20 protein-coding genes (1 of these 20 only partly in view) are annotated in these 22055 nt (G+C 67.5%); 14 read left to right on the top strand and 6 right to left on the bottom strand.

Annotation, left to right across the window (positions count from 1 at the left end; all coding sequences use genetic code 11):
* Window positions 1–10: 10 nt before the first annotated feature.
* Entirely contained in the window at window positions 11–1165 is a 1155-nt protein-coding gene (gene argE / locus M6E97_RS24045; protein WP_003121330.1) for an acetylornithine deacetylase, read from the top strand.
* Here the strand turns inward: argE and cdhR are convergent.
* Window positions 1095–2105, bottom strand: coding sequence for an HTH-type transcriptional regulator CdhR (gene cdhR, locus M6E97_RS24040; RefSeq protein ID WP_003096721.1), 1011 nt, complete (start codon window positions 2103–2105; stop codon window positions 1095–1097). The two genes, argE and cdhR, sit on opposite strands and share 71 nt — an antisense overlap.
* A 210-nt stretch (window positions 2106–2315) precedes the next feature.
* Here cdhR and M6E97_RS24035 point away from each other — a divergent pair, with 210 nt between their 5' ends.
* The 5 genes from M6E97_RS24035 (at window position 2316) to M6E97_RS24015 (ending at window position 6729) form a co-directional block, all read left to right on the top strand.
* Window positions 2316–3254 carry a choline ABC transporter substrate-binding protein gene (locus M6E97_RS24035; RefSeq protein WP_033938217.1) on the top strand — a complete coding sequence of 313 codons (939 nt, stop codon included), beginning with the start codon at window positions 2316–2318 and terminating at the stop codon, window positions 3252–3254.
* 73 nt (window positions 3255–3327) lie between these two features.
* A complete protein-coding gene (locus M6E97_RS24030; protein ID WP_021263182.1) occupies window positions 3328–4212 on the top strand; it encodes a 3-keto-5-aminohexanoate cleavage protein in 885 nt (294 codons plus the stop codon).
* 50 nt (window positions 4213–4262) lie between these two features.
* Complete coding sequence (locus M6E97_RS24025) at window positions 4263–5228, top strand: L-carnitine dehydrogenase (RefSeq protein WP_003096713.1); 966 nt, start codon at window positions 4263–4265, stop codon at window positions 5226–5228.
* A 50-nt stretch (window positions 5229–5278) separates the two neighbouring features.
* Window positions 5279–5758: a thioesterase family protein gene (locus tag M6E97_RS24020; RefSeq protein WP_033938215.1), complete on the top strand. Its 480-nt coding sequence runs from the start codon at window positions 5279–5281 to the stop codon at window positions 5756–5758.
* Between the two features lie 5 nt (window positions 5759–5763).
* Window positions 5764–6729, top strand: coding sequence for an acylcarnitine hydrolase (locus M6E97_RS24015; protein ID WP_004364692.1), 966 nt, complete (start codon window positions 5764–5766; stop codon window positions 6727–6729).
* Here the strand turns inward: M6E97_RS24015 and M6E97_RS24010 are convergent.
* Complete coding sequence (locus M6E97_RS24010) at window positions 6703–7770, bottom strand: YeiH family protein (protein ID WP_004364690.1); 1068 nt, start codon at window positions 7768–7770, stop codon at window positions 6703–6705. The genes M6E97_RS24015 and M6E97_RS24010 overlap by 27 nt on opposite strands.
* Before the next feature lie 107 nt (window positions 7771–7877).
* Here M6E97_RS24010 and M6E97_RS24005 point away from each other — a divergent pair, with 107 nt between their 5' ends.
* The gene (locus M6E97_RS24005) at window positions 7878–8771 is read left to right on the top strand and encodes a LysR family transcriptional regulator (protein WP_003142060.1); all 894 of its coding nucleotides are present in this window, start codon (window positions 7878–7880) and stop codon (window positions 8769–8771) included.
* Window positions 8772–9039: 268 nt separating this feature from the next.
* Window positions 9040–9288: a hypothetical protein gene (locus M6E97_RS24000; protein ID WP_003096701.1), complete on the top strand. Its 249-nt coding sequence runs from the start codon at window positions 9040–9042 to the stop codon at window positions 9286–9288.
* A gap of 45 nt (window positions 9289–9333) precedes the next feature.
* On the opposite strand, the gene M6E97_RS23995 is transcribed toward M6E97_RS24000, so the two are convergent.
* Complete coding sequence (locus M6E97_RS23995; RefSeq protein WP_003096699.1) at window positions 9334–10437, bottom strand: GlxA family transcriptional regulator; 1104 nt, start codon at window positions 10435–10437, stop codon at window positions 9334–9336.
* Window positions 10438–10856: 419 nt separating this feature from the next.
* Complete coding sequence (locus M6E97_RS23990; RefSeq protein WP_003111339.1) at window positions 10857–12233, bottom strand: L-serine ammonia-lyase; 1377 nt, start codon at window positions 12231–12233, stop codon at window positions 10857–10859.
* A gap of 463 nt (window positions 12234–12696) precedes the next feature.
* Between M6E97_RS23990 and M6E97_RS23985 the strand changes: the two genes are divergently transcribed.
* The 3 genes from M6E97_RS23985 to choV are packed head-to-tail and all read left to right on the top strand — an operon-like array spanning window position 12697 to window position 15698.
* Window positions 12697–13635, top strand: coding sequence for a choline ABC transporter substrate-binding protein (locus M6E97_RS23985; protein ID WP_003104841.1), 939 nt, complete (start codon window positions 12697–12699; stop codon window positions 13633–13635).
* A gap of 41 nt (window positions 13636–13676) precedes the next feature.
* A complete protein-coding gene (gene choW / locus M6E97_RS23980; protein WP_003096692.1) occupies window positions 13677–14516 on the top strand; it encodes a choline ABC transporter permease subunit in 840 nt (279 codons plus the stop codon).
* Window positions 14517–14519: 3 nt separating this feature from the next.
* On the top strand, window positions 14520–15698 hold the full coding sequence (choV, locus tag M6E97_RS23975; protein WP_003096690.1) for a choline ABC transporter ATP-binding protein: 1179 nt from the start codon (window positions 14520–14522) through the stop codon (window positions 15696–15698).
* A 223-nt stretch (window positions 15699–15921) separates the two neighbouring features.
* Here choV and M6E97_RS23970 read toward each other — a convergent pair whose 3' ends face one another.
* On the bottom strand, window positions 15922–17472 hold the full coding sequence (locus M6E97_RS23970; RefSeq protein WP_015503860.1) for a BCCT family transporter: 1551 nt from the start codon (window positions 17470–17472) through the stop codon (window positions 15922–15924).
* Between the two features lie 332 nt (window positions 17473–17804).
* On the opposite strand from M6E97_RS23970, the gene betI reads away from it, so the two are divergent.
* From betI to betA, 3 genes are all read left to right on the top strand, one after another.
* Window positions 17805–18398, top strand: coding sequence for a transcriptional regulator BetI (betI, locus tag M6E97_RS23965; RefSeq protein ID WP_033938214.1), 594 nt, complete (start codon window positions 17805–17807; stop codon window positions 18396–18398).
* A gap of 60 nt (window positions 18399–18458) precedes the next feature.
* A complete protein-coding gene (gene betB, locus M6E97_RS23960; protein WP_003121323.1) occupies window positions 18459–19931 on the top strand; it encodes a betaine-aldehyde dehydrogenase in 1473 nt (490 codons plus the stop codon).
* Between the two features lie 135 nt (window positions 19932–20066).
* The gene (gene betA, locus M6E97_RS23955; protein ID WP_003136284.1) at window positions 20067–21752 is read left to right on the top strand and encodes a choline dehydrogenase; all 1686 of its coding nucleotides are present in this window, start codon (window positions 20067–20069) and stop codon (window positions 21750–21752) included.
* Window positions 21753–21797: 45 nt separating this feature from the next.
* Here betA and M6E97_RS23950 read toward each other — a convergent pair whose 3' ends face one another.
* Window positions 21798–22055, bottom strand: the 3' portion of a protein-coding gene (locus M6E97_RS23950) for an acyl-CoA thioesterase (protein WP_003096677.1). 147 nt of this gene lie beyond the right edge of the window; only the last 258 of its 405 coding nucleotides appear in the window; the start codon falls outside the window, past its right edge; its stop codon occupies window positions 21798–21800.

Raw genomic sequence — 22055 nt, 5'->3', positions numbered from 1 at the left:
GGAGCCCGACATGCCCGGCAGCCGCGACATCCTCGCCGACCTGGTGGCCTTCGACACCGTCAGCCGCGAGTCCAACCTGGCGCTGATCGACTACGTCCGCGACTACCTGGCGGGTTTCGGCGTCGACAGCGAACTGTTCTTCGACGCCGACGGCCGCAAGGCCAATCTCTACGCCACCATCGGCCCCAGCGACCGTGGCGGCGTCTGCCTTTCCGGGCATACCGACGTGGTGCCGGCGGACGGCCAGGCCTGGAGCGTGCCGCCGTTCCGGCTCAGCGAGCGCGATGGTCGCCTCTACGGGCGTGGCACGGCGGACATGAAGGGCTACCTGGCCTGCGTGCTGGCGGCCGTCCCGGCGTTCCTCGCCGCGCCGTTGCGCCTGCCGGTGCACCTGGCGTTCTCCTACGACGAGGAGGTCGGCTGCCTGGGCGTCCGTTCGCTGCTCGCGGCGCTGGAGCGGCGTCCGCACAAGCCGTTGCTGTGCATCATCGGCGAGCCCACCGAGCTGAAGCCGGTGCTCGGCCACAAGGGCAAGCTGGCCATGCGCTGCGAGGTGCACGGCGCGGCCTGCCATTCGGCCTACGCGCCGCAGGGGGTGAATGCCATCGAATACGCCGCGCGGCTGATCGGCCGCCTCGGCGAGATCGGCGCGCGCCTGGCGGCGCCGGAGCGCCACGACCGGCGTTTCGACCCGCCCTACTCGACGGTGCAGACCGGACTGATCCAGGGCGGCCGGGCGCTGAACATCGTGCCCGCCGAGTGCCGCTTCGACTTCGAGGTCCGCGCGCTGCCGGCGGACGACCCGCGGCAGGTCGCCGAGGAACTCCGTGACTATGCCGAAAGCGAACTGCTGCCGCGGATGCGTGCGGTAGAGCGAAGTACCGATATCCGCTTCACGCCGCTATCGGCCTATCCCGGCCTGCTCACCGCAGACGACAGCCAGGCGGCGGAGCTGATCGGCCTGCTCAGCGGTTCGACGGATTTCTCCACCGTGGCCTTCGGCACCGAGGGCGGGCTGTTCCACCAGGCCGGTATCCCGGCGGTGATCTGCGGTCCCGGCAGCATGGACCAGGGCCACAAGCCGGACGAGTTCGTCAGCCTCGCTCAGCTCGAGGCGTGCGACGCCCTGCTGGCGCGCCTGGCGGCGTGGCTGCGGGAGCCTTGAGCGGCAGCACCGCGCGGTCCTGGCTGGGACTGGCGGCGAAGCGCGCGCGGTAGCTGCGGGAGAAGTACGACGGCGACTCGAAGCCGCAGGCCAGGCTCACCTGTAGCACGCTGAGGTCGGTCTGGCGCAGCAACTGGCGGGCCTTGTCCAGGCGCAGGCCGAGATAGAAGTTCGAGGGCGTGTCGTCCAGGTGCACGCGGAACAGCCGTTCCAGCTGGCGGCGGGTGACCTGGATGCGCTCGGCCAGCTCCAGGGTGGTCAGTGGCGGCTCGGTATGCCGCTCCATCTCGCCGATCACCTGCACCAGCTTGCGGTTGCTCACGCCATAGCGGGTCGCCACCTGCAGGCGCTGGTGGTCCTGGCGCGGGCGGATGCGGCCGAGCACGAACTGCTCGGAAACCTGCACCGCCAGTTGCGGACCGTGGGCCTGGGCGATCAGGTCGAGCATCAGGTCGATGGAGGCGGTGCCGCCGGCCGAGGTGATGCGCGGTCCGTCGATCTCGAACAGCTCCTGGGTCACGCTCAGTTGCGGGTAGGACTCCTGGAAGGCGTCGATGGCTTCCCAGTGCAGGGTCGCGCGGCGCCCGTCGAGCAGACCGGCCTCGGCCAGCACCACGCTGCCGGTATCGATGCCACCGAGGGTCACGCCGTTGCGGTCGAGCTTGCGCAGCCACTGCACCAGTGCCGGGGTGACCGCCCGCAGCGGCTCGAAGCCGGCCACCACGAACAGCAGGTCGCCTTTCTTCAACGGCTCCAGCGCGCCGTCGCTGTTCACCGACATGCCATTGCTGGCCAGCACCGGACCGCCGTCGGCGCTGAGCACGTGCCAGCGGTAGAGGTCGGCGTGGAAGCGGTTGGCCACGCGCAGTGGCTCCACGGCGGAAACGAAGCCCATTACCGAGAAGCCGGGCAGCAGGAGAAACCAGAAGTCCTGGGACATGGGGCGCTCCGGGGTTGAGGTTGCGCAGCCTGTGTGTAGCGCAGGCCCGCCGCGCTTGGCAATGGCCAGGTCGCTGCAGTGCAAGAGCTGGTCGCCGCAGTGCGCTTCGCCGCCGTCCCGGCTGCGTACCTTGGTCGCCAGGGTCGGTCTCGCAAGGGGCCGGCGCCCACCTCGCAGAAAAACAATCAATAGCCGCACGAGGGGAGACCGATGAAGACGACGATTCGCCAGCTGGGCTGCGCCCTGCTGATCCTGGCCAGTGGCGCCGCCCTGGCCGCCGAACCCGAGCAGTGCCGCACGGTGCGCCTGGGCACGGTGAACTGGACCGACGTGGTCGCCAGCAGTGCCGTGGCCGAAGCCTTGCTCGACGGCCTGGGCTACCAGGTGAAGCAGACCAGCGCCTCGCAACAGATCGTCCTGGCCGGCCTGGCCGACAAGCAGCTGGACCTGTTCCTCGGCTACTGGCAACCGACCATGCAGCCGGTCGCCAGGCCTTACCTGGACAAAGGCCGGATCGAAGTGATCGAGCCGCCGACCCTGGCCGACGCGCAGTCCACCTATGCGGTGCCGAGCTACGTCGCCGAGGGCGGGCTGAAGACCTTCGCCGACATCGCCCGCTTCAAGAACAAGCTTGGCGGCCGCATCTACGCCATCGAGCCGGGCAGCGGCTCGAACCGCATCACCCGGAAGATGATCGACGACAACCGTTTCGGCCTGAAGGGCTTCCAGCTGGTGGAGTCCAGCGAGGCCGGGATGCTCACGGCGGTGAAGCGGGCGATCAAGCGCAAGCAGTGGGTGGTGTTCTTCGGCTGGAAGCCGCATCCGATGAACCTGCAGATTGACATGACCTACCTCACCGGCAGCGAGGATGTGTTCGGTCCCGACGAGGGCGCGGCCACCGTCTCCACCATGACCGCCGCCGGCTACCAGGCGCAGTGCGGCAACGTCGCCCGGCTGCTGCACAACCTGCGTTTCAGCAGCGCCCAGGTCAGCCAGGTGATGGCGCCGATCCTCGATCGTACCCAGCCCCTCGACGCCGCGCGCCAGTGGCTGAAGGCCAACCCCGAGCCGCTGAAGGCCTGGCTGGATGGCGTGAGCACCTTCGACGGCAAGGACGGCCTGGCCGCGCTCCAGGCCTCGCTGAAGTAACCCGCACCTATCCGTTCCGCCCGGCGCGGCCGGGCGGGGCTTCGTACACCCCCGAATACAGGAAGCTACCACCGTGAACCATGAAGTCATCGTCACCTGCGCGGTGACCGGCGCCGGCGATACCGTCGGCCGGCATCCGGCGATCCCGGTCACCCCGAAACAGATTGCCGAGGCCGCCATCGAGGCGGCCAGGGCCGGCGCCACCGTCGCCCACTGCCATGTCCGCGACCCCGCCACCGGCAAGCCCAGCCGCGACGTGGCGCTGTACCGCGAAGTGGTCGAGCGTATCCGCGAAAGCGACACCGACGTGATCATCAACCTCACCGCCGGCATGGGCGGCGACCTGGAGATCGGCAAGGGCGAGCAGCCCCTGGAGTTCGGTGCCGGCACCGACCTGGTCGGCCCGCTGGAGCGGCTCAGGCATGTCGAGGAGCTGCTGCCGGAAATCTGCACCCTGGACTGCGGCACCCTCAATTTCGGCGACGGCGACTACATCTACGTCTCCACCCCTGCGCAACTGCGCGCCGGCGCCCGGCGCATCACCGAGCTGGGGGTCAAGGCCGAGCTGGAAATCTTCGATACCGGCCACCTCTGGTTCGCCAAGCAGATGCTCCAGGAAGGGCTGCTGGAGGATCCGCTGTTCCAGATCTGCCTGGGCATTCCCTGGGGCGCGCCGGCCGATACCACGACCATGAAGGCGATGGCCGACAACCTGCCGCCGGGGGCGACCTGGGCCGGCTTCGGCATCGGCCGCACGCAGATGCCGATGGTCGCCCAGGCCATGTTGCTGGGCGGCAACGTGCGGGTCGGCCTGGAGGACAACATCTGGCTGGACAAGGGCGTGCCGGCGAGCAACGGCAGCCTGGTGGAGCGCGCCATCGAGATCATCGAGCGCCTCGGCGGGCGCGCCCTGAGCCCGGCGGAAGGGCGCCGCAGGATGAACCTGAAGCCGCGCTGATTTCTTCCTCCCCGCCCCGTCGGGGGCGGGAACAACCTCTGGAGATGTCCATGTCCTTCGTCACCGAGATCAAGACCTTCGCCGCCCTCGGTAGCGGCGTCATCGGCAGCGGCTGGATCGCCCGCGCCCTGGCCCACGGCCTCGACGTCGTCGCCTGGGATCCGGCGCCGGGCGCCGAAGCGGCGTTGCGCGCGCGCGTCGCCAATGCCTGGCCGGCCTTGCGGAAACAGGGCCTGGCGCCCGGCGCGGCGCAGGAGCGCCTGCGTTTCGTCGCGAGCATCGAGGAATGCGTAGGCGACGCCGATTTCATCCAGGAGAGCGCCCCCGAGCGGCTCGACCTGAAGCTCGACCTGCACGCCAGGATCAGCGCCGCGGCGCGGCCCGACGTGCTGATCGGTTCGTCCACCTCGGGCCTGCTGCCCAGCGAGTTCTACGCCGAGGCGAGCCACCCCGAGCGCTGCCTGGTCGGCCACCCCTTCAACCCGGTCTACCTGCTGCCGCTGGTGGAGGTGGTCGGCGGCGAACGCACCGCTGCCGAGGCCGTGCGGGCGGCGATGCGAGTCTACGAGTCGCTGGGCATGCGTCCGCTGCACGTACGCAAGGAAGTGCCCGGCTTCATCGCCGACCGCTTGCTCGAGGCGCTCTGGCGCGAGGCGCTGCACCTGGTCAACGACGGCGTGGCCACGACCGGCGAGATCGACGATGCGATCCGCTTCGGCGCCGGCCTGCGCTGGTCGTTCATGGGCACCTTCCTGACCTACACCCTGGCCGGTGGCAACGCCGGCATGCGCCACTTCATGGCGCAGTTCGGCCCGGCGCTGCAATTGCCCTGGACCTACCTGCCGGCGCCGGAACTCACCGAGGCCCTGATCGACCGGGTGGTGGAGGGCACCGCCGAGCAGCAGGGTGCGCGCAGCATCGCTGAGCTTGAGCGCTACCGCGACGACTGCCTGTTGGCGGTGCTCGGGGCGATCAGGGAAACCAAGGCCCGGCACGGCTTCGCCTTCGCCGAGTGACATGACGCGCCTTCCGCCCCGCCGGGCGGAGCGCAACCACGGAGCATGCCATGAGCCAAGCCCTGACGACCTACGAGACGCCGGTCCTGCCCGAGTGGGTGGACTACAACGGCCACTTGCGCGATGCCTTCTACCTACTGCTGTTCAGCTACGCCACCGATGCGCTGATGGCGCATATCGGCCTGGACAGCCAGAACCGCGACGCCAGCGGACACTCGCTGTTCACCCTGGAATGCCACCTGAACTTCCTCCACGAGGTGAAGGAGGGCGCCAGGGTCGAGGTGCGCACGCAACTGCTCGGTCACGATCGCAAGCGCCTGCATATCCACCATGCCCTGTACCTGCCTGGCAGCGGGCAGGCGCTGGCGCTGAGCGAGCAGATACTGCTCCACGTCAGCCTCGACGGCCCGCGCTCGGTGCCGTTCGCAGGCGAGGTGCTGGCGCGGGTCGAGGCGCTCGCCGAGGCACATCGCGCGCTCCCCGTGCCGGAAGGTGTCGGTCGGGTGATCGGCCTGCCGCCGCTGCGCTGAGCGCGATGGCTGCGAAGTATCCGCTGTCTCCGGCGATGTGGCGCTTCGTCGAGCACAGCCGGGCGTTCGCCAGCGACAGTCCGCGCCTGGATGCGCAACGTGCGGCCTACGCGCGGATGTGCCAGGCGTTCGCGCCGCCGCGCCCGGCCGGTTTGCGGGTGCTCGACTCCTGCTTGCCGGCCGCGCCGCCGGTGCGCGTGCGCCGCTATCGCCCCGACCGCCCGGCACCGCCCGGCGGTTGGCCGGCGCTGCTCTACCTGCACGGTGGTGGCTGGATGCTCGGCGGCCTCGATTCACACGATTTCATCTGCGCCGACCTGGCGGCGCGCCTGGGCCTGCTGGTGCTGGCGGTGGATTACCGACTGGCGCCGGAGCATCCGTTCCCGGCGGCATTGCAGGATTGCCTGCGTGCCTGGCAGGCGCTGAGCCTGGGCGAGCTGGACGAAGCGCTGGATGGGCGACGCCTGCTGGTGGCCGGCGACAGCGCCGGCGGCAACCTGGCGGCGGCGCTGTGCCTGGCCCTGCGCGATGGCGGCGCGCCGTCGCCGGCTGCGCAGATATTGCTCTATCCCTTGCTGTCCGCCGCGCCATCGCCCTCGCGGATCGACTGCGTCGACGCGCCGTTGCTCGGCCTCGGCGATGTGCAGGCGTGCCTGGACGCCTACCTGCCGCTGGCGGCGCTGCACCGACAGCCGCTGGCGCTGCCCCTGGAGGCCGCTGATTTCACTGGCCTGCCGCCGGCCTTCGTGGCGGTCGCCGAATTCGATCCGCTGCGCGACGACGGCGAGCGCTATGGCGCAGCGCTACGCGCGGCGGGTGGCGAGGCAGGGTTCTATCCGGGAAACGGGCTGGTCCATGGCTGCCTGCGCGGCCACGGCATCGACGAGGTGGAAGCCCTGCACGAGGCCTTGCGACGGGCCGTGCAGGGCTTCCTGGCGGAGGACTCAGGCGAGCGCCAGGCGGGTGAGTAATCCACCGCCGAGCACCAGCCAGGCGAATAGCAGGGCGGCCAGCAGCAGCGGCTTGAGGCCGGCGCGGCGGATCGCCGAGAGGTGCGTGCCAAGGCCGAGGCCGGCCATTGCCATGGCCAGGAGGAAGGTGTCGAGGTCGTTGACGTGGCTGACCAGCGCCGGCGGCAGGCTGACCAGCGAGTTGAGCCCGGCGACCAGTACGAAGCCGACGGCGAACCAGGGAATGGTGATCTTGGTCGCGCCGCTGTGCTGCCGGCGGTGCGCCTTGTCGCGTGCCAGCCAGGCCGAGAGCAGGATCAGGAAGGGCGCCAACATCATTACCCGGACCATCTTGGCGATCACCGCGGTATCCGCTGCCTCTATGCCGATCGAGCGACCCGCGGCGACCACCTGGGCCACCTCGTGCACCGTGGCGCCGATGTACACGCCCCAGGTGCCAGGGTCGCGTGGCAGCAGCCCCCAGTCCTGGTCGAACTGGAACAGCGCCGGATAGAGGAAGATGCCCAGGGTGCCGAACACCACTACGGTGGAGACCGCCACCGCGACCTGTTCGGCGCGGCCGCGCACCACCGGCTCGGTGGCCATCACCGCGGCGGCGCCGCAGATCGAACTGCCGGCGCCGATCAGCAGGGTGGTGGTGCGGTCCAGGCCGAACAGCCGGGTGCCGAGCAGGCACGCCAGGCCGAAGGTGCTGGCGAGCATCAGGGCGTCCAGCAGCACGCCGTGCAATCCGACGCCGGCGATGTCCTGGAAGGTCAGGCGCAGGCCGTAGAGGATGATCCCGGCGCGCAGCAGGATCTGCTTGGAGAAGCCGACGCCGGCGGCGCTGCCGGCGGCGATCCGAGGGTACAGGGTGTTGCCGACGACGATGCCGAGCACGATGGCCAGGGTCAGCGCGCTGATGCCGTTGTGCTGCAACCATTGCGAACGACCCAGGAGGATCGCCGCGCCGGCCAGGGCGGCGCTGAGCAGCAGGCCGGGGATGAGTTTCTGGACCTGGGCCAGGGGTCTGGTACCGGTCTTGACGGGGAGGGTGTGCATCCTTCGCTCCTCAGGTGAGGTCACGGGACGCAGGTTAGGTAGCGGGCATGAATTTGTGAAACGAATAGTTTCTGTATTAAATACCTGAAAAACAGGTAGGTGAGTCCATGGCCCTCAGTTTCCGTCAGCTCCAGATCTTCTGTGCGGTGGCTCGCTGCGGCAGTACCACGGCGGCGGCGGAATCCATCTCGCTGTCGCAGTCGGCCACCAGCGCTGCGCTCAACGAGCTGGAGTCGCAGCTTTCCACGCGCCTGTTCGACCGGGTCGGCAAGCGCCTGCAACTGAACGAGGTCGGCCGCCGCTTCCTGCCCCAGGCATTGCGCCTGCTCGACGGGGTGGCGCAACTGGAGCAGCAGTTCGCGGTTTCCGCCGCGCCCCAGGCGAGCCTGACGGTGGCGGCCAGCAGCACCATCGGCAACTACGTGCTGCCACGCCTGCTGGCCTCCTTCGAGCGGGAGCAGCCGGGGGTGAGGGTCAACGCCAGCATCGGCAACACCGGTTCGGCGGTGCAGGACGTGGTGACCTTCGCGGCGGACATCGGCCTCATCGAAGGCCCCTGCCACGAGCCGGGCCTGCGGGTGGAGCCCTGGCTCGAGGACAGCCTGATCGTGGTGGCGGCGCCCGGCCACCCGCTGGCCTTGCGCACCCAGGTCTCCCGCGAGGCCCTGCGCCGTGCGCGCTGGCTGCTGCGCGAGCCCGGCTCGGGCACGCGCGAGGAGGTCAGCCACGCCCTGCTGGGCCACCTGCATTACCTGGAAGACAGCCTGGACCTGGGCAGCTCCGAGGCGATCAAGCACAGCGTCGCCGCCGGGCTGGGCATCAGTTGCCTGTCGCGCTGGGTGGTCGAGGAACAGTTGGCCTCCGGCGCGCTGGTCGAACTGCGCAGCAGCCTGCCGCCGTTGCGCCGGCGTTTCTACATGCTGCGCCAGCGCGACAAGTTCCTCTCGCCGGGCTTCGAGCGCTTCTGGGAACACTGTCGGGCGGGACTCGGCGCCGGCTAGCCGGCTCCCGGTAAAAAGATCCCCCTGCCGCGCCCGACGCGCGGAGGGGGATGAAAAAGGAGCCAGGAACGGCCCTCAGTGTGAGTCTGGCGTTTTCCGGAAGCCGTCCGCTGCATTCCGCAAGCCGCTGGAGGTGATTGTGGCGGTGTCGCTGACGGTCGAATTAGCCGAAAACGACCTGCCCATGTCCAGGCGGGACAGCCCCCTTGCCGGGAGCGACGTGGGCTCAGCAGAATCGATGGCAATCCCCATCGAAGGAGCTGCCGCGATGATGCACGCCGATCTGATCGACCAGGACGATTTCCGCGAACGCCTGCAGGCGCTGGGCTTCAGCGTGCCGCCGGACTCGACTCCGGAGCAGGCCTGCGAATACGCCGTGCGCGGCCTCAGCCCGGAGCGCGCCCAGGCGCTGCGGCGGCTGGTGGAGGACATGCTCGGCGGGCACGCCACGCTGCTGCCGGCGGTGCGCGAGGCGATTTCCCGGCAACTGCTGCCGGCGCTGGTGCCGCGGGGCTGACAAGGCCCTGCCCGCCCCCGTGGACGGGCGGGCAGGGATGCGCGGTCAGATCCGCACGCTGGCGAAGGTCGACTCGCCCTGCGCCTGGCTCAGGGCCGACAGCGCCGAGGAGTTGGGCATCAGCGCCAGGTCCTGCGGGATCGGCATCAGCACCACCGGCTGGCCCAGCGGCTGACCCTGGCGCTCGTCGCGCGGCGGGATGCCGAAGTACTCGCGGTAGCACTTGGAGAAGTGCGGGGTGGAGACGAAGCCGCAGACCGAGGCCACCTCGATGATCGACATGGACGTCTGCTTGAGCAACTGGCGGGCGCGGATCAGGCGCAGCTTCAGGTAGTAGCGCGACGGCGAGCAGTGCAGGTACTTCTGGAACAGCCGCTCGAGCTGGCGACGCGAGACGTTGACGTAGACCGCCAGTTCGTCGAGGTCGATCGGTTCCTCCAGGTTGGCCTCCATCAGCGCGACGATCTCCTGCAACTTCGGCTGGTTGGTGCCGAGCATGTGCTTGAGCGGCACGCGCTGGTGGTCCTGCTCGTTGCGGATGCGCTCGTAGATGAACATCTCGGAGATCGCCGCCGACAGCTCGCGGCCATGCTCGCGGCCGATCAGGTGCAGCATCATGTCCATCGGCGCGGTGCCGCCGGAAGAGGTGAAGCGGTTGCGGTCGATGGAGAACAGGCGGGTGCTCATGGCCACCCGGGGGAAGGCTTCCTGCATCGCCGCCAGGCATTCCCAGTGCACGCTGCAATCGTAGCCGTCGAGCAGGCCGGCGCGGGCAAGCGCCCAACTGCCGGTGCACACCGCGCCGAGGCGCCGACCCTGGCGGGCCTGGGCCTGGAGGAACGTGACGTGCTCGCGGGTGACGCTGCGCTGGATGCCGACGCCGCCGCAGACGATCACGCAATCCACTGCCGGGGCGTTGTCGGTACCGGCGTCGGGGGTGATCTGCAGGCCGTCGCTGGCCCAGACCTGGCGGCCGTCCAGGCTCAGCGTATGCCAGCGGTAGAGTTCGCGTCCCGAGAGCTGGTTGGCCATGCGCAACGGTTCCACCGCCGAGGCCAGGGAGATCAGGGTGAAGTTATCCAGCAGCAGGAAGCCGATGGACTGCGGATTTCGGTTCTGTGGCGGAACTCCGGGCGCGTACGTGGTCATGGGTGTATCTCCTCACGCTGAGCAAGCAGGCCTCTCACGAGGCTTTTTTTATGATTGTTGGAATTTCCGGGTGGCTGCTTGGGCCACGCCGTCGGCGTTGCTTGTAACCAGAGCAAGGCAAATGCCATGCCTATATTGATTGGTCGTTCAATCAAAAAAGCCGGAAGGCTTTAGCCCGGCATTTCCACTCGGGCCTGGCACAACGACAGCATGGGCGACGGCTGGCGGCGCGCCGCGCGCCTGGGCATTTCGGTAGCACCAGGGCGGCCCCCGGCGAGAAGGCGGGGCAGCGGCCGTGGCGACAAAGGTAACGACGGGCGGCGAGCCGTTACCCCGCAGTGTGACGGATGGCGACCGCCCGGTCACGCGTCATATGCGCCAAAAAGTGGCGTCTCGATCGTTTCGTGAGCAATTCCGGTTCAGCACTCGATGGCGTTCACCGCCAGGCCCCCGCGCGAGGTTTCCTTGTACTTGTCGTGCATGTCGGCGCCGGTGTCGCGCATGGTGCGGATCACCTTGTCCAGCGAGATGAAATGCTGGCCGTCGCCGCGCAAGGCCATTTGCGCCGCGTTGATGGCCTTCACCGCGGCGATCGCGTTGCGCTCGATACAGGGCACCTGGACCAGCCCGCCAACCGGGTCGCAGGTCAGCCCGAGATTGTGTTCCAGACCGATCTCGGCAGCGTTCTCGACCTGCGCCGGGGTGGCGCCGAGGACTTCCGCCAGGCCGGCGGCGGCCATCGCGCAGGCCGAGCCGACCTCGCCCTGGCAGCCGACCTCGGCGCCGGAGATCGAGGCGTTCTTCTTGCACAGGATGCCCACCGCGGCGGCGGCCAGCAGGTAGTCGACGACGTCGCGGTCCTGGGCGTCGGGATTGAACTTCATATAGTAGTGCAGCACCGCCGGGATGATCCCCGCCGCGCCGTTGGTGGGCGCGGTGACCATGCGTCCGCCGGCGGCGTTCTCCTCGTTCACCGCCAGGGCGAACAGGTTGACCCATTCCATGGCGCTGAGGGTCGAGCCGATCACGTTGGGCTTGCCGATCTCCTGCAGGTTGCGGTGCAGGCGCGCGGCGCGGCGTTGCACGTTGAGCCCGCCGGGAAGGATGCCTTCGTTGCGCAACCCGTTGTCGACGCAATCGCGCATCGCCTGCCAGATGCGCCGCAGGCCTTCGCGGATGTCGGTCTCGCTGCGCCAGATGCGTTCGTTGGCCAGCATCAGCTCGGATACCCGCAGGTTGTGGCGCTTGCACAGCAGCAACAGTTCCTCGGCGCTGGAGAAGTCGTAGGGCAGCACCGTGTGGTCCTGGTCGAGCTGTCCCGAGGCGGCCTGTGCCGCATCGACCACGAAGCCCCCGCCCACCGAGTAGTAGGTCTCCTGGTGCAGTTCGCCTTGCTCGCCGTAGGCGACCAGGGTCATGGCGTTGGGGTGGTAGGGCAGGTTCTCGTCGAGCAGGCGCATGTCGCGCACCCAGTCGAACGGTACCGCCACGCGGCCGTCCAGTTGCAGCAGGCCGCTATCGAGCAGCGCGGCCATGCGCGGGGCGATCTGGGTCGGGTCGATACGATCCGGCCATTCGCCCATCAGGCCCATGATCACCGCGCGATCGGTGCCGTGGCCGACGCCGGTGGCGGACAGCGAGCCGTACAGGCGCACTTCGAGACGCCGCACCGCCGACAGCGCCTGGCGTTGGCGCAGGGCAGCGGTGAACAGCGCGGCGGCGCGCATGGGGCCGACGGTATGCGAACTGGACGGGCCGATACCGATCTTGAAAAGGTCGAACACACTGATAGCCATGCCGGCCTCCGGGATTGCCGCGGCATCCGTGCCTGCGTAGTGGGGGTGGCGGCTCCTCCGCCCGCGATTCCTGCGCATCATCGGGCTTTCCCCGAGGCGGGCCGCATCCGCCACCGACCCGGCCATGTCCAAAAGCGCCGCGTCCGCGCCCGGATCGGGGAACCTCTGCGGCCGGGGGGCGTCTGCACCTGCACGGCGTCGGAATGAGAACGGGCTCGCGCCGCTCCGAAAACGGCATCCGCTGGTCGCCGGCAAAGACCACTATGATTGAATGCGACACAGCGGGTACTGAATGCGACCCCGCCTGCACTGGTTGCGACCCACCCTGTAGGCGACGGATGCGTCCTGTTTCATGATCGTTCACGAATTGCCCGCTGAGGGCCGCTACCGGTCGGCCCGATACAGACAGACCGCCGCGCCCTTCGGGGTAGCGCCGGCGCCTTACCCTGCAGAGGAGTTCGCTATGAAAGGTTGCAAGTCTTGGCTGCTGGCCGTGTCTCTGTGCGCACCGCTGGCAGCCCAGGCCGCGGAGCCCGAATCCTGTGCGTCGGTGCGTTTCGCCGACGTCGGCTGGACCGACATCACAGTGACCACCGCGGTCACCCGCCAGGTCCTCGAGTCCCTCGGCTACAAGACCAAGGTCAATCTGCTCTCGGTGCCGGTGACCTACCGCTCCCTGGCCAACAACGACCTCGACGTATTCCTGGGCAACTGGATGCCCACCATGACCAACGACATCAAGCAGTACGCCGAGAAAGGCACGGTCGAGACGCTGCGCGCCAACCTGGAGGGCGCCAAGTACACCCTGGCGGTTCCCCAGTACGTCTACGACGGCGGCCTGCGCAGCTTCGCCGATATCGCGAAGTTCTCCGACAAGCTGGGCAACAAGATCTACGGCATCGAGCCGGGCAACGACGGCAACCGCGTCGCCCAGAGCATGATCGACAAGAACGCCTTCGAACTGGGCAAGTTCAAGTTGGTGGAATCCAGCGAGGCGGGCATGCTCTCGCAGGTGCAGCGGGCCATCCGGCGCAACCAGTGGGTGGTGTTCCTCGGCTGGGAGCCGCACCCCATGAATACCCGCTTCCAGATGAAGTACCTGGAAGGCGGCGACGACTTCTTCGGCCCCAACTATGGCGGCGCGACCATCTACACCAACGTGCGCAAGGGCTACGCCCAGGAGTGCGCCAACGTCGGCCAACTGCTGAAGAACCTCAGCTTCACCCTCGAGATGGAGAACAAGCTGATGGACGCGGTACTCAACGAAAACAAGAAACCCGAGGAAGCCGCTAAGGCCTGGTTGAAGGATCACCCGGAACAGCTGGATGCCTGGCTGGCCGGTGTCACCACCCGCGACGGGCAGCCTGCCGCAGCCGCGGCCAAGCTGGCGTTCGCCAAGTAGGCGACCGGTCGTTCATTTCCCGCTCTTGATGGACCCTGATTATGTTCCTGACTGATCACAAGCTCCCGCTGGGAGAGCAGATCGCCGGTTTCGTCGACTGGCTGACCCTGCATGGCGCATCGTTCTTCGACAAGATCTCCGACACCCTGGAGTTCCTCATCCATGGCGTCACCAACGGCTTGCTCTGGTTCAACCCGCTGGTGCTGATCGCCTTGCTGGTAGGGCTGGTGCATTTCATCCAGCGCAGCTGGGGGCTGACCGTGTTCGCCCTGGCCTCGTTGCTGCTGATCCTCAACCTGGGCTACTGGCAGGAGACCATGGAAACCCTCGCCCAGGTGATATTCGCCACCCTGGTGTGCATCGCCGTGGGCGTGCCGCTGGGCATCGTCGCCGCGCACAAGCCGTGGTTCTACACCGCGCTGCGGCCGTTGCTGGACCTGATGCAGACGGTACCGACCTTCGTCTACCTGATCCCGACCCTGACCCTGTTCGGTCTCGGCGTGGTGCCGGGCCTGATCTCCACGGTGATCTTCGCCGTCGCCGCGCCGATCCGCCTGACCTGCCTGGGTATCCAGGACGTGCCGGCGGAGCTGCTCGACGCCGGCAAGGCCTTCGGCTGCTCGCGCTGGCAACTGCTGACGCGCATCGAGCTGCCGCACGCGATGCCGAGCATCGCCGCCGGCATCACCCAATGCATCATGCTCTCCCTGTCGATGGTGGTGATCGCCGCGCTGGTCGGCGCCGATGGCCTCGGCAAGCCGGTGGTGAACGCGCTGAACACCGCCGACATCTCCCTCGGCTTCGAAGCCGGCCTGGCCATCGTCCTGCTCGCCATCCTGCTCGACCGGGTGTGCAAGCAGCGCGCCGTGAAGGGGAAATAAGCCATGACCGCGATCCGATTCGACCATGTGGACGTCATCTTCGGCACCCACACCAAGGAAGCCCTGAAGCTCCTCGACCAGGGCCTCGGCCGCGCCGAGATCCTCAAGCGCACCGGCCAGGTGCTCGGCGTCGAGGACGCCTGCCTGGACGTCAACCGCGGCGAGATCTGCGTGCTGATGGGACTTTCCGGCTCCGGCAAGTCGAGCCTGCTGCGCTGCATCAACGGCCTGAACAAGGTCAGCCGCGGCAAGCTGCTGATCGAGCACGAAGGTTCGCAGGTGGACATCGCCAACTGCTCGCCGGCGACCCTCAAGGCCATGCGCACCAAGCGCATCGCCATGGTGTTCCAGAAGTTCGCCCTGATGCCCTGGCTGACGGTGGCCGAGAACGTCGGCTTCGGCCTGGAGATGCAGGGCCGTCCGGCCGCCGAGCGGAAGAAGCTGATCGACGAGAAGCTCGAGTTGGTCGGTCTCTCGCAGTGGCGCGACAAGCGTCCCGACTCGCTCTCCGGCGGCATGCAGCAGCGCGTCGGCCTGGCTCGCGCGCTGGCGATGGATGGCGACATCCTGCTGATGGACGAACCGTTCTCCGCCCTCGACCCGCTGATCCGCCAGCAATTGCAGGACGAACTGCTGGTGCTGCAACGGCAACTGCACAAGACCATCGTGTTCGTCAGCCACGACCTCGACGAGGCGCTGAAGATCGGCACCCGCATCGCGATCATGAAGGACGGCCGGATCATCCAGCACGGCAAGCCGGAAGAGATCGTGCTGAGCCCGGCGGACGACTACGTGCGTACCTTCGTCGCCCATACCAACCCGCTCAACGTGCTGTGCGGCCAGAGTCTGATGCGTGGCCTCGACCAGTGCATCCGGCAGAACGACGAGATCTGCTTCGACCAGGGCCGCGACTGCTGGATCGGTCTCAGCGAAGGCGACGTGCTCAAGGGCGCGCGCCAGGGCAGCAACGTCATCGATCTGCAACGCTGGCGCCAGGGCGACCCGGTGGAGAAGCTGCGCCGCGAACCGACCCTGGTGGATGTCAGCATCCGTATGCGCGATGCCCTGCAGATTCGCTACCAGACCGGCCACAAGCTGGTTCTGCAGGAGCAGGACAGGGTGGTCGGGGTGCTCGGCGACAGCGAGCTGTACCACGCGCTGCTGGGCAAGAACCTCGGCTGACCCCCAAGGCCCGCTCGGGACCGCTGCGAATGCCCGGCGCTGCCGGGCATTCGCGTTTATCCTCCGCGCTTTTTCCGTCTGTTCTTCCTTTCGCACGCTCCCGCGCGCCGGTTCCTGCGGCATGCGCCGGGCGCCGGGCGCCGGGCGGCAGAAAAGAAAGGCCCGGCGAAACGCCGGGCCAAGTACGCACCTGATTGGCGAGGGCGCCCTAGCGGCGCCGGATTCAGGTCTGGTGCTGGGTTGGCGCCGGCACTGGCTGGTAGGTGCGGCGGTCGCCGACCTGGGCCTCGTAGTCGGCGCGCATGGCCTTGTGCAGGCCGAACATGAACAGGATCAGCACCGCCGAGAACGGTAGCCCGGCGAGCACCACGACGGTTTGCATCGCCGTGAAGTTGCCGGCGAACAGCAGGCCGATGGTGACTAGCGTGACGACGGCCGACCAGAGAATGCGCAGCCAGTTCGGCGCGTCCTCGTCCAGCTCGCCGCCGCTGCGCGAGAGATTGGCCAGCATCACCGAGCCGGAATCCGCCGGGGTGAGGAACAGCACGAAGCCGACGAAGATCGACAGGCCGATGACGATCTTCGACAGCGGATAGTGTTCCAGCAGCAGGTAGATCGACATCGACGGCTGTTCCAGCGCGGCCTTGCCCAGGTCGGTCGCGCCGTGGTTCATCACCAGGTCCAGGGCGCTGTTGCCGAATACCGACAGCCAGGCCAGGGTGAAGCCCAGCGGGATCAGCAGCACCCCGCAGACCAGTTCGCGCACGCTGCGACCGCGGGAGATGCGGGCGATGAACATACCGACGAAGGGCGCCCAGGAAATCCACCAGGCCCAGTAGAACAGGGTCCACAGGCCCAGCCATTCCTCGCTCTTGCCGGTGCCGGCACCGGTGTAGACGTAGAGGTCGAAGGTCTTCAGCACCAGGCCGTCGAGATAATCGCCGAGGTTCTGTACGAAGCCGTTGAGCAGTTCCAGGGTCGAACCGCAGACCAGCACGAACAGCAGCAGCGAGCTGAACAGCACGATATTCAGGTTGGACAGCCGGCGGATGCCTTTCTCGACACCGGAGACCGCCGCCAGGGTGGCGACCAGGCTCATCACCAGGATCACCGCCAGCAGGGTGCCTTTGCTGTGTGGCATGCCGGTCAGGTACTCGAGACCGGACGACACCTGCAAGGCGCCGATGCCCAGGTTGGTCACCAGCCCGAGAAGGGTGACGAAGATGCCGAAGCAATCCACCGCGTGGCCCGCGGCGCCTTTCACCCAGCGCTCGCCGAGGATCGGATAGAGCGCCGAGCGCAACGCCAGCGGCTGGCGATGGCGGTAGGCGAAATAACCGACGGCGAGGCCGACCAGGGCATAGATCGCCCAGCCGTGCAGGCCCCAGTGGAGGAAGGTCAGTTGCAGCGCCTGGCGCGCCGCCTGAGGGCTGCCGGGAACGCCTTCGGGCGGGTGGTAGAGGTGGTCGATCGGCTCGGATGCGGCGAAGTAGAGCAGCGAGATGCCGATCCCGGAGGAGAACAGCATGCCGGCCCAGGCGCCGTAGCTGAAGTCCGGCTTTTCATGCTCCTCGCCGAGCTTGAGGGTGCCGAAGCGCGAGAAGGCCACCCAGGCGACGAAGAACAGGTAGGCGCCGATGGCCAGCATGTAGTACCAGCCGAAGCTGTGCGACAGCCACGCCTGGATGCGGCCGAGCAAGGCTCCGGCGCTGTCGGGATAGAGGATGAGGGCGGCGGTCAGAACCAGGATCAGTGCGGTCGAGCCGAAGAACACGATCGGATTCAGACGTACCTGCTCGTTTGTTTTTATTGGCGAAGCAGTACTCATTGGAGGATGACCCCATGGCAGTGAAAGCATGGCGGCTTATGGCCGCGGACTACAGACACAGCATTGCCACCCCACTTGAAGCCCGGATTCTGCGATCCTTGGCGGACTTCGGCGACGAGGTGATGAACGGCGCGGGCCAGGTTGCACGCAGGCTGGGAGCCGCTCATGGACGCCGAGCTTATTCTTAGTTGATTGAACGTTCAATAAAAACAAAATAGACTGGCCACCAATGACGTCGGTCGGTGCCCGCACGCACCTATCGACGAGAGGAGATAGCAATGCCCAAGGTCGGTATGCAGCCCATCCGCCGCTCGCAACTGATTCACGCCACCCTGGAGGCGGTCGATCAGGTCGGCATGGGAGACGCCAGCATCGCCCTGATTGCCCGCCTGGCGGGTGTTTCCAACGGCATCATCAGCCACTACTTCCAGGACAAGAACGGCTTGCTGGAAGCGACCATGCGGCACCTGCTCAGCGCCTTGAGCAAGGCCGTACGCGAACGCCGCGCGGCGCTCTACGACGACAGTCCGAGGGCGCACCTGCGAGCGATCGTCGAAGGCAACTTCGACGACAGCCAGGTCAATGGTCCGGCGATGAAGACCTGGCTGGCGTTCTGGGCGACCAGCATGCACCAGCCGGCACTGCGTCGATTGCAGCGGGTCAACGACCATCGCCTGTATTCGAACCTGTGCTACCAGTTCCGCCGCCAGCTCTCGGCGGTCGACGCCCGCGCCGCGGCACGCGGCCTGGCGGCCCTGATCGACGGCCTGTGGTTGCGTGGCGCGCTGACCGGCGACGCCTTCGATACCGACGAGGCCCTGAACATCGCTTACGACTACCTCGACCAGCAGTTGGCAAAACAGTCGGGGTAGGGACGAAAACCCCCGCGGCGCCGCCTTGCGCCTGCGATACCGATAAGAGAGGACTGCAACATGGCCCGATTCGAAGAACAGAAGCTCTACATTGGCGGTCGCTACGTGGAGGCCAGCAGTGGCGCCACCTTCGAGACCATCAACCCGGCCAACGGCGAAGTGCTCGCCAAGGTCCAGCGGGCTTCCAGGGAAGACGTCGAGCGGGCCGTGCAGAGCGCCGTCGAGGGGCAGAAGGTGTGGGCGGCGATGACCGCCATGCAGCGCTCGCGCATCCTCCGTCGCGCCGTCGACATCCTCCGCGAGCGCAACGACGAACTGGCCGCCCTGGAAACCCTGGATACCGGCAAGCCGCTGGCGGAAACCCGCTCGGTGGACATCGTCACCGGCGCCGACGTGCTCGAGTACTACGCCGGCCTGGTCCCGGCCATCGAAGGCGAGCAGATTCCCCTGCGCGAAACCAGCTTCGTCTACACCCGCCGCGAGCCGCTGGGCGTGGTCGCCGGCATTGGCGCCTGGAACTACCCGGTGCAGATCGCCCTGTGGAAATCCGCCCCGGCCCTCGCTGCCGGCAACGCGATGATCTTCAAGCCCAGCGAAGTCACCCCGCTGACTGCCCTCAAGCTGGCCGAGATCTACACCGAGGCCGGCGTGCCGGACGGCGTGTTCAATGTGCTCACCGGCAGCGGACGCGAAGTCGGCCAGTGGCTGACCGAGCACCCGCTCATCGAGAAGATCTCCTTCACCGGTGGCACCTCCACCGGCAAGAAAGTCATGGCCAGCGCTTCCAGCTCGTCGCTGAAGGAAGTGACCATGGAGCTGGGCGGCAAGTCCCCGCTGATCATCTTCCCCGACGCAGACCTCGACCGTGCCGCCGACATCGCCGTCATGGCCAACTTCTTCAGCTCCGGCCAGGTCTGCACCAACGGCACCCGGGTGTTCATCCACCGTTCCCAGCAGGCCCGCTTCGAAGCCAAGGTACTGGAGCGCGTGCAGCGCATCCGTCTCGGCGACCCGCAGGACGAGAACACCAACTTCGGCCCGCTGGTCAGCTTCCCGCACATGGAAAGCGTGCTCGGCTACATCGAGTCCGGCAAGGCGCAGAAGGCTCGCCTGCTGTGCGGCGGCGAGCGTGTGACCGATGGAGCGTTCGGCAATGGCGCCTACGTCGCGCCGACCGTGTTCACCGATTGCAGCGACGACATGACCATCGTCCGCGAGGAAATCTTCGGCCCGGTGATGAGCATCCTGGTCTATGACGACGAAGACGAGGCGATCCGCCGCGCCAACGATACCGAGTACGGCCTCGCCGCCGGCGTCGTGACCCAGGACCTGGCCCGCGCCCACCGCGCCATCCATCGCCTGGAAGCCGGCATCTGCTGGATCAATACCTGGGGCGAGTCGCCGGCGGAAATGCCGGTCGGCGGTTACAAGCAATCCGGTGTCGGTCGCGAGAACGGTCTCACTACCCTGGCTCATTACACTCGCATCAAGTCCGTGCAAGTGGAGCTGGGCGACTACGCCTCGGTGTTCTGAGCCTCGACGCAGCGCTCGAACCCCTAACCAGGCCGGTCCCAGGCAACGCTCCCTGACACCGGCCATTCCGAACTTCCAGACACCGGCGCGCCAGCGTCGCGGCCGGTGTCATGCCGAGAAAAGAGGAAGGCCTGCATGTCCCAGGAATTCGACTACATCATCATCGGAGCCGGCTCTGCCGGTAACGTACTCGCTACCCGCCTCACCGAAGATGCCGACGTCAGCGTCCTGCTGCTCGAAGCTGGCGGTCCCGACTACCGCTTCGACTTCCGCACCCAGATGCCGGCGGCCCTTGCCTTCCCGCTGCAGGGGCGGCGCTACAACTGGGCCTACGAAACCGACCCCGAGCCCTACATGAACAACCGCCGCATGGAGTGCGGTCGCGGCAAGGGCCTGGGCGGCTCCTCGCTGATCAACGGCATGTGCTACATCCGCGGCAACGCCCTGGACTTCGACGGCTGGGCCAAGGAGCCGGGCCTCGAGGACTGGAGCTACCTCGACTGCCTGCCGTACTTCCGCAAGGCGGAAACCCGGGACATCGGCCCCAACGACTACCATGGCGGCGACGGCCCGGTCAGCGTGACCACGCCGAAGGCCGGCAACAACCCACTGTTCCATGCGATGGTCGAGGCCGGCGTGCAGGCCGGCTACCCGCGAACCGATGACCTCAACGGCTACCAGCAGGAAGGCTTCGGCCCCATGGACCGGACCGTCACCCCGGAGGGCCGTCGCGCCGCCACCGGGCGCGGCTACCTGGACCAGGCCCGCGGCCGGCCCAACCTGACCATCGTCACCCACGCCCTGAGCGACCGCATCCTGTTCAGCGGCAAGCGCGCCATCGGCGTCTCCTACCTGGTGGGCAACGGCGACAACCCGGTCACCGCCCACGCCCGCCGCGAAGTATTGGTGTGCAGCGGCGCGATCGCCTCGCCGCAATTGCTGCAACGCTCCGGCGTCGGCCCGGCGGCCCTGCTGCGCGACCTGGACATCCCGGTGGTGCATGACCTGCCGGGCGTCGGCGCCAACCTGCAGGATCACCTGGAACTCTACCTGCAGTACGCCTGCAAGCAGCCGGTGTCGATCTACCCGGCGACCAAATGGTGGAACCAGCCGGCCATCGGCGCCCAGTGGCTGTTCCTCGGCAAGGGCCTCGGCGCCAGCAACCAGTTCGAGGCTGGCGGCTTCATCCGAACCCGCGAAGCGTTCGAATGGCCGAACATCCAGTTCCATTTCCTCCCGGTGGCGATCAACTACAACGGCAGCAAGGGCGTGCAGGAGCACGGCTTCCAGGCGCACATGGGCTCGATGCGCTCGCCGAGCCGCGGGCGCATCCACCTGAAGTCCAGGGACCCGCGCCAGCATCCGAGCATCCTGTTCAACTATATGTCCCACGAGCAGGACTGGCAGGAGTTCCGCGACGGCATCCGGCTGACCCGCGAGATCATGAACCAGCCGGCGCTGGACCCCTATCGGGGCCGCGAGTTGAGCCCAGGGGTGAACGTGCAGTCGGACGCCGAACTCGACGAGTTCATCCGCAACCATGCGGAGACCGCTTTCCACCCATCCTGCTCGTGCAAGATGGGCAGCGACGACATGGCGGTGGTCGATGGCCAGGGACGGGTCCACGGCATGGAAGGACTGCGAGTGGTGGATGCGTCGATCATGCCGCTGATCATCACCGGCAACCTCAATGCCACCACCATCATGATGGCCGAGAAGATCGCCGACAGGATCCGCGGTCGCCAGCCGCTGCCGCGCAGCACGGCGAAGTACTACGTGGCCGGGGATGCGCCGGTACGCGGCAACCCCGTGCGAGCCTGAGGAACGCGCAAACAAGAACGCCGGCGATAGCCGGCGTTCCTGCGTCTAGCCCCGGCGTGGCGGGACTGGGCGGGTGCGCCCGCTGCCATCGATGGCGACGAACACGAACACCGCCTCGGTGACTTTGCGCCATTCGCTGGACAGCGGGTCGTCGCTCCACACCTCGACCAGCATGCGGATCGAGCTGCGACCGACTTCCAGGGTCTGGGTATAGAAGGAAAGCTGGGCACCTACCGCGACCGGCACCATGAAGGCCATGCGGTCGATGGCGACGGTGGCGATACGGCCGCCGGCGATCTTGCT

This window comes from Pseudomonas sp. B111, from assembly GCF_026428275.1.
GTDB classification, from domain to species: Bacteria; Pseudomonadota; Gammaproteobacteria; order Pseudomonadales; family Pseudomonadaceae; genus Pseudomonas; species Pseudomonas aeruginosa.
The sequence above is the reverse complement of the archived record's forward strand: the minus strand, read 5'-3'. Positions and strand labels throughout refer to the sequence as shown.

Bases quoted from the DNA above. Each gene is read 5' to 3' on its own strand.
- M6E97_RS24000 (WP_003096701.1), top strand. From the start codon at position 9,040: ATGATGCACGCCGATCTGATCGACCAGGACGATTTCCGCGAACGCCTG.
- M6E97_RS23985 (WP_003104841.1), top strand. From the start codon at position 12,697: ATGAAAGGTTGCAAGTCTTGGCTGCTGGCCGTGTCTCTGTGCGCACCG.
- betA (WP_003136284.1), top strand. From the start codon at position 20,067: ATGTCCCAGGAATTCGACTACATCATCATCGGAGCCGGCTCTGCCGGT.
- betB (WP_003121323.1), top strand. From the start codon at position 18,459: ATGGCCCGATTCGAAGAACAGAAGCTCTACATTGGCGGTCGCTACGTG.
- M6E97_RS23995 (WP_003096699.1), bottom strand. From the start codon at position 10,437: ATGACCACGTACGCGCCCGGAGTTCCGCCACAGAACCGAAATCCGCAG.
- M6E97_RS24035 (WP_033938217.1), top strand. From the start codon at position 2,316: ATGAAGACGACGATTCGCCAGCTGGGCTGCGCCCTGCTGATCCTGGCC.
- M6E97_RS24020 (WP_033938215.1), top strand. From the start codon at position 5,279: ATGAGCCAAGCCCTGACGACCTACGAGACGCCGGTCCTGCCCGAGTGG.
- argE (WP_003121330.1), top strand. From the start codon at position 11: ATGCCCGGCAGCCGCGACATCCTCGCCGACCTGGTGGCCTTCGACACC.
- M6E97_RS23990 (WP_003111339.1), bottom strand. From the start codon at position 12,233: ATGGCTATCAGTGTGTTCGACCTTTTCAAGATCGGTATCGGCCCGTCC.
- choV (WP_003096690.1), top strand. From the start codon at position 14,520: ATGACCGCGATCCGATTCGACCATGTGGACGTCATCTTCGGCACCCAC.
- M6E97_RS24005 (WP_003142060.1), top strand. From the start codon at position 7,878: ATGGCCCTCAGTTTCCGTCAGCTCCAGATCTTCTGTGCGGTGGCTCGC.
- betI (WP_033938214.1), top strand. From the start codon at position 17,805: ATGCCCAAGGTCGGTATGCAGCCCATCCGCCGCTCGCAACTGATTCAC.
- cdhR (WP_003096721.1), bottom strand. From the start codon at position 2,105: ATGTCCCAGGACTTCTGGTTTCTCCTGCTGCCCGGCTTCTCGGTAATG.
- M6E97_RS24015 (WP_004364692.1), top strand. From the start codon at position 5,764: ATGGCTGCGAAGTATCCGCTGTCTCCGGCGATGTGGCGCTTCGTCGAG.
- M6E97_RS24010 (WP_004364690.1), bottom strand. From the start codon at position 7,770: ATGCACACCCTCCCCGTCAAGACCGGTACCAGACCCCTGGCCCAGGTC.
- choW (WP_003096692.1), top strand. From the start codon at position 13,677: ATGTTCCTGACTGATCACAAGCTCCCGCTGGGAGAGCAGATCGCCGGT.
- M6E97_RS24025 (WP_003096713.1), top strand. From the start codon at position 4,263: ATGTCCTTCGTCACCGAGATCAAGACCTTCGCCGCCCTCGGTAGCGGC.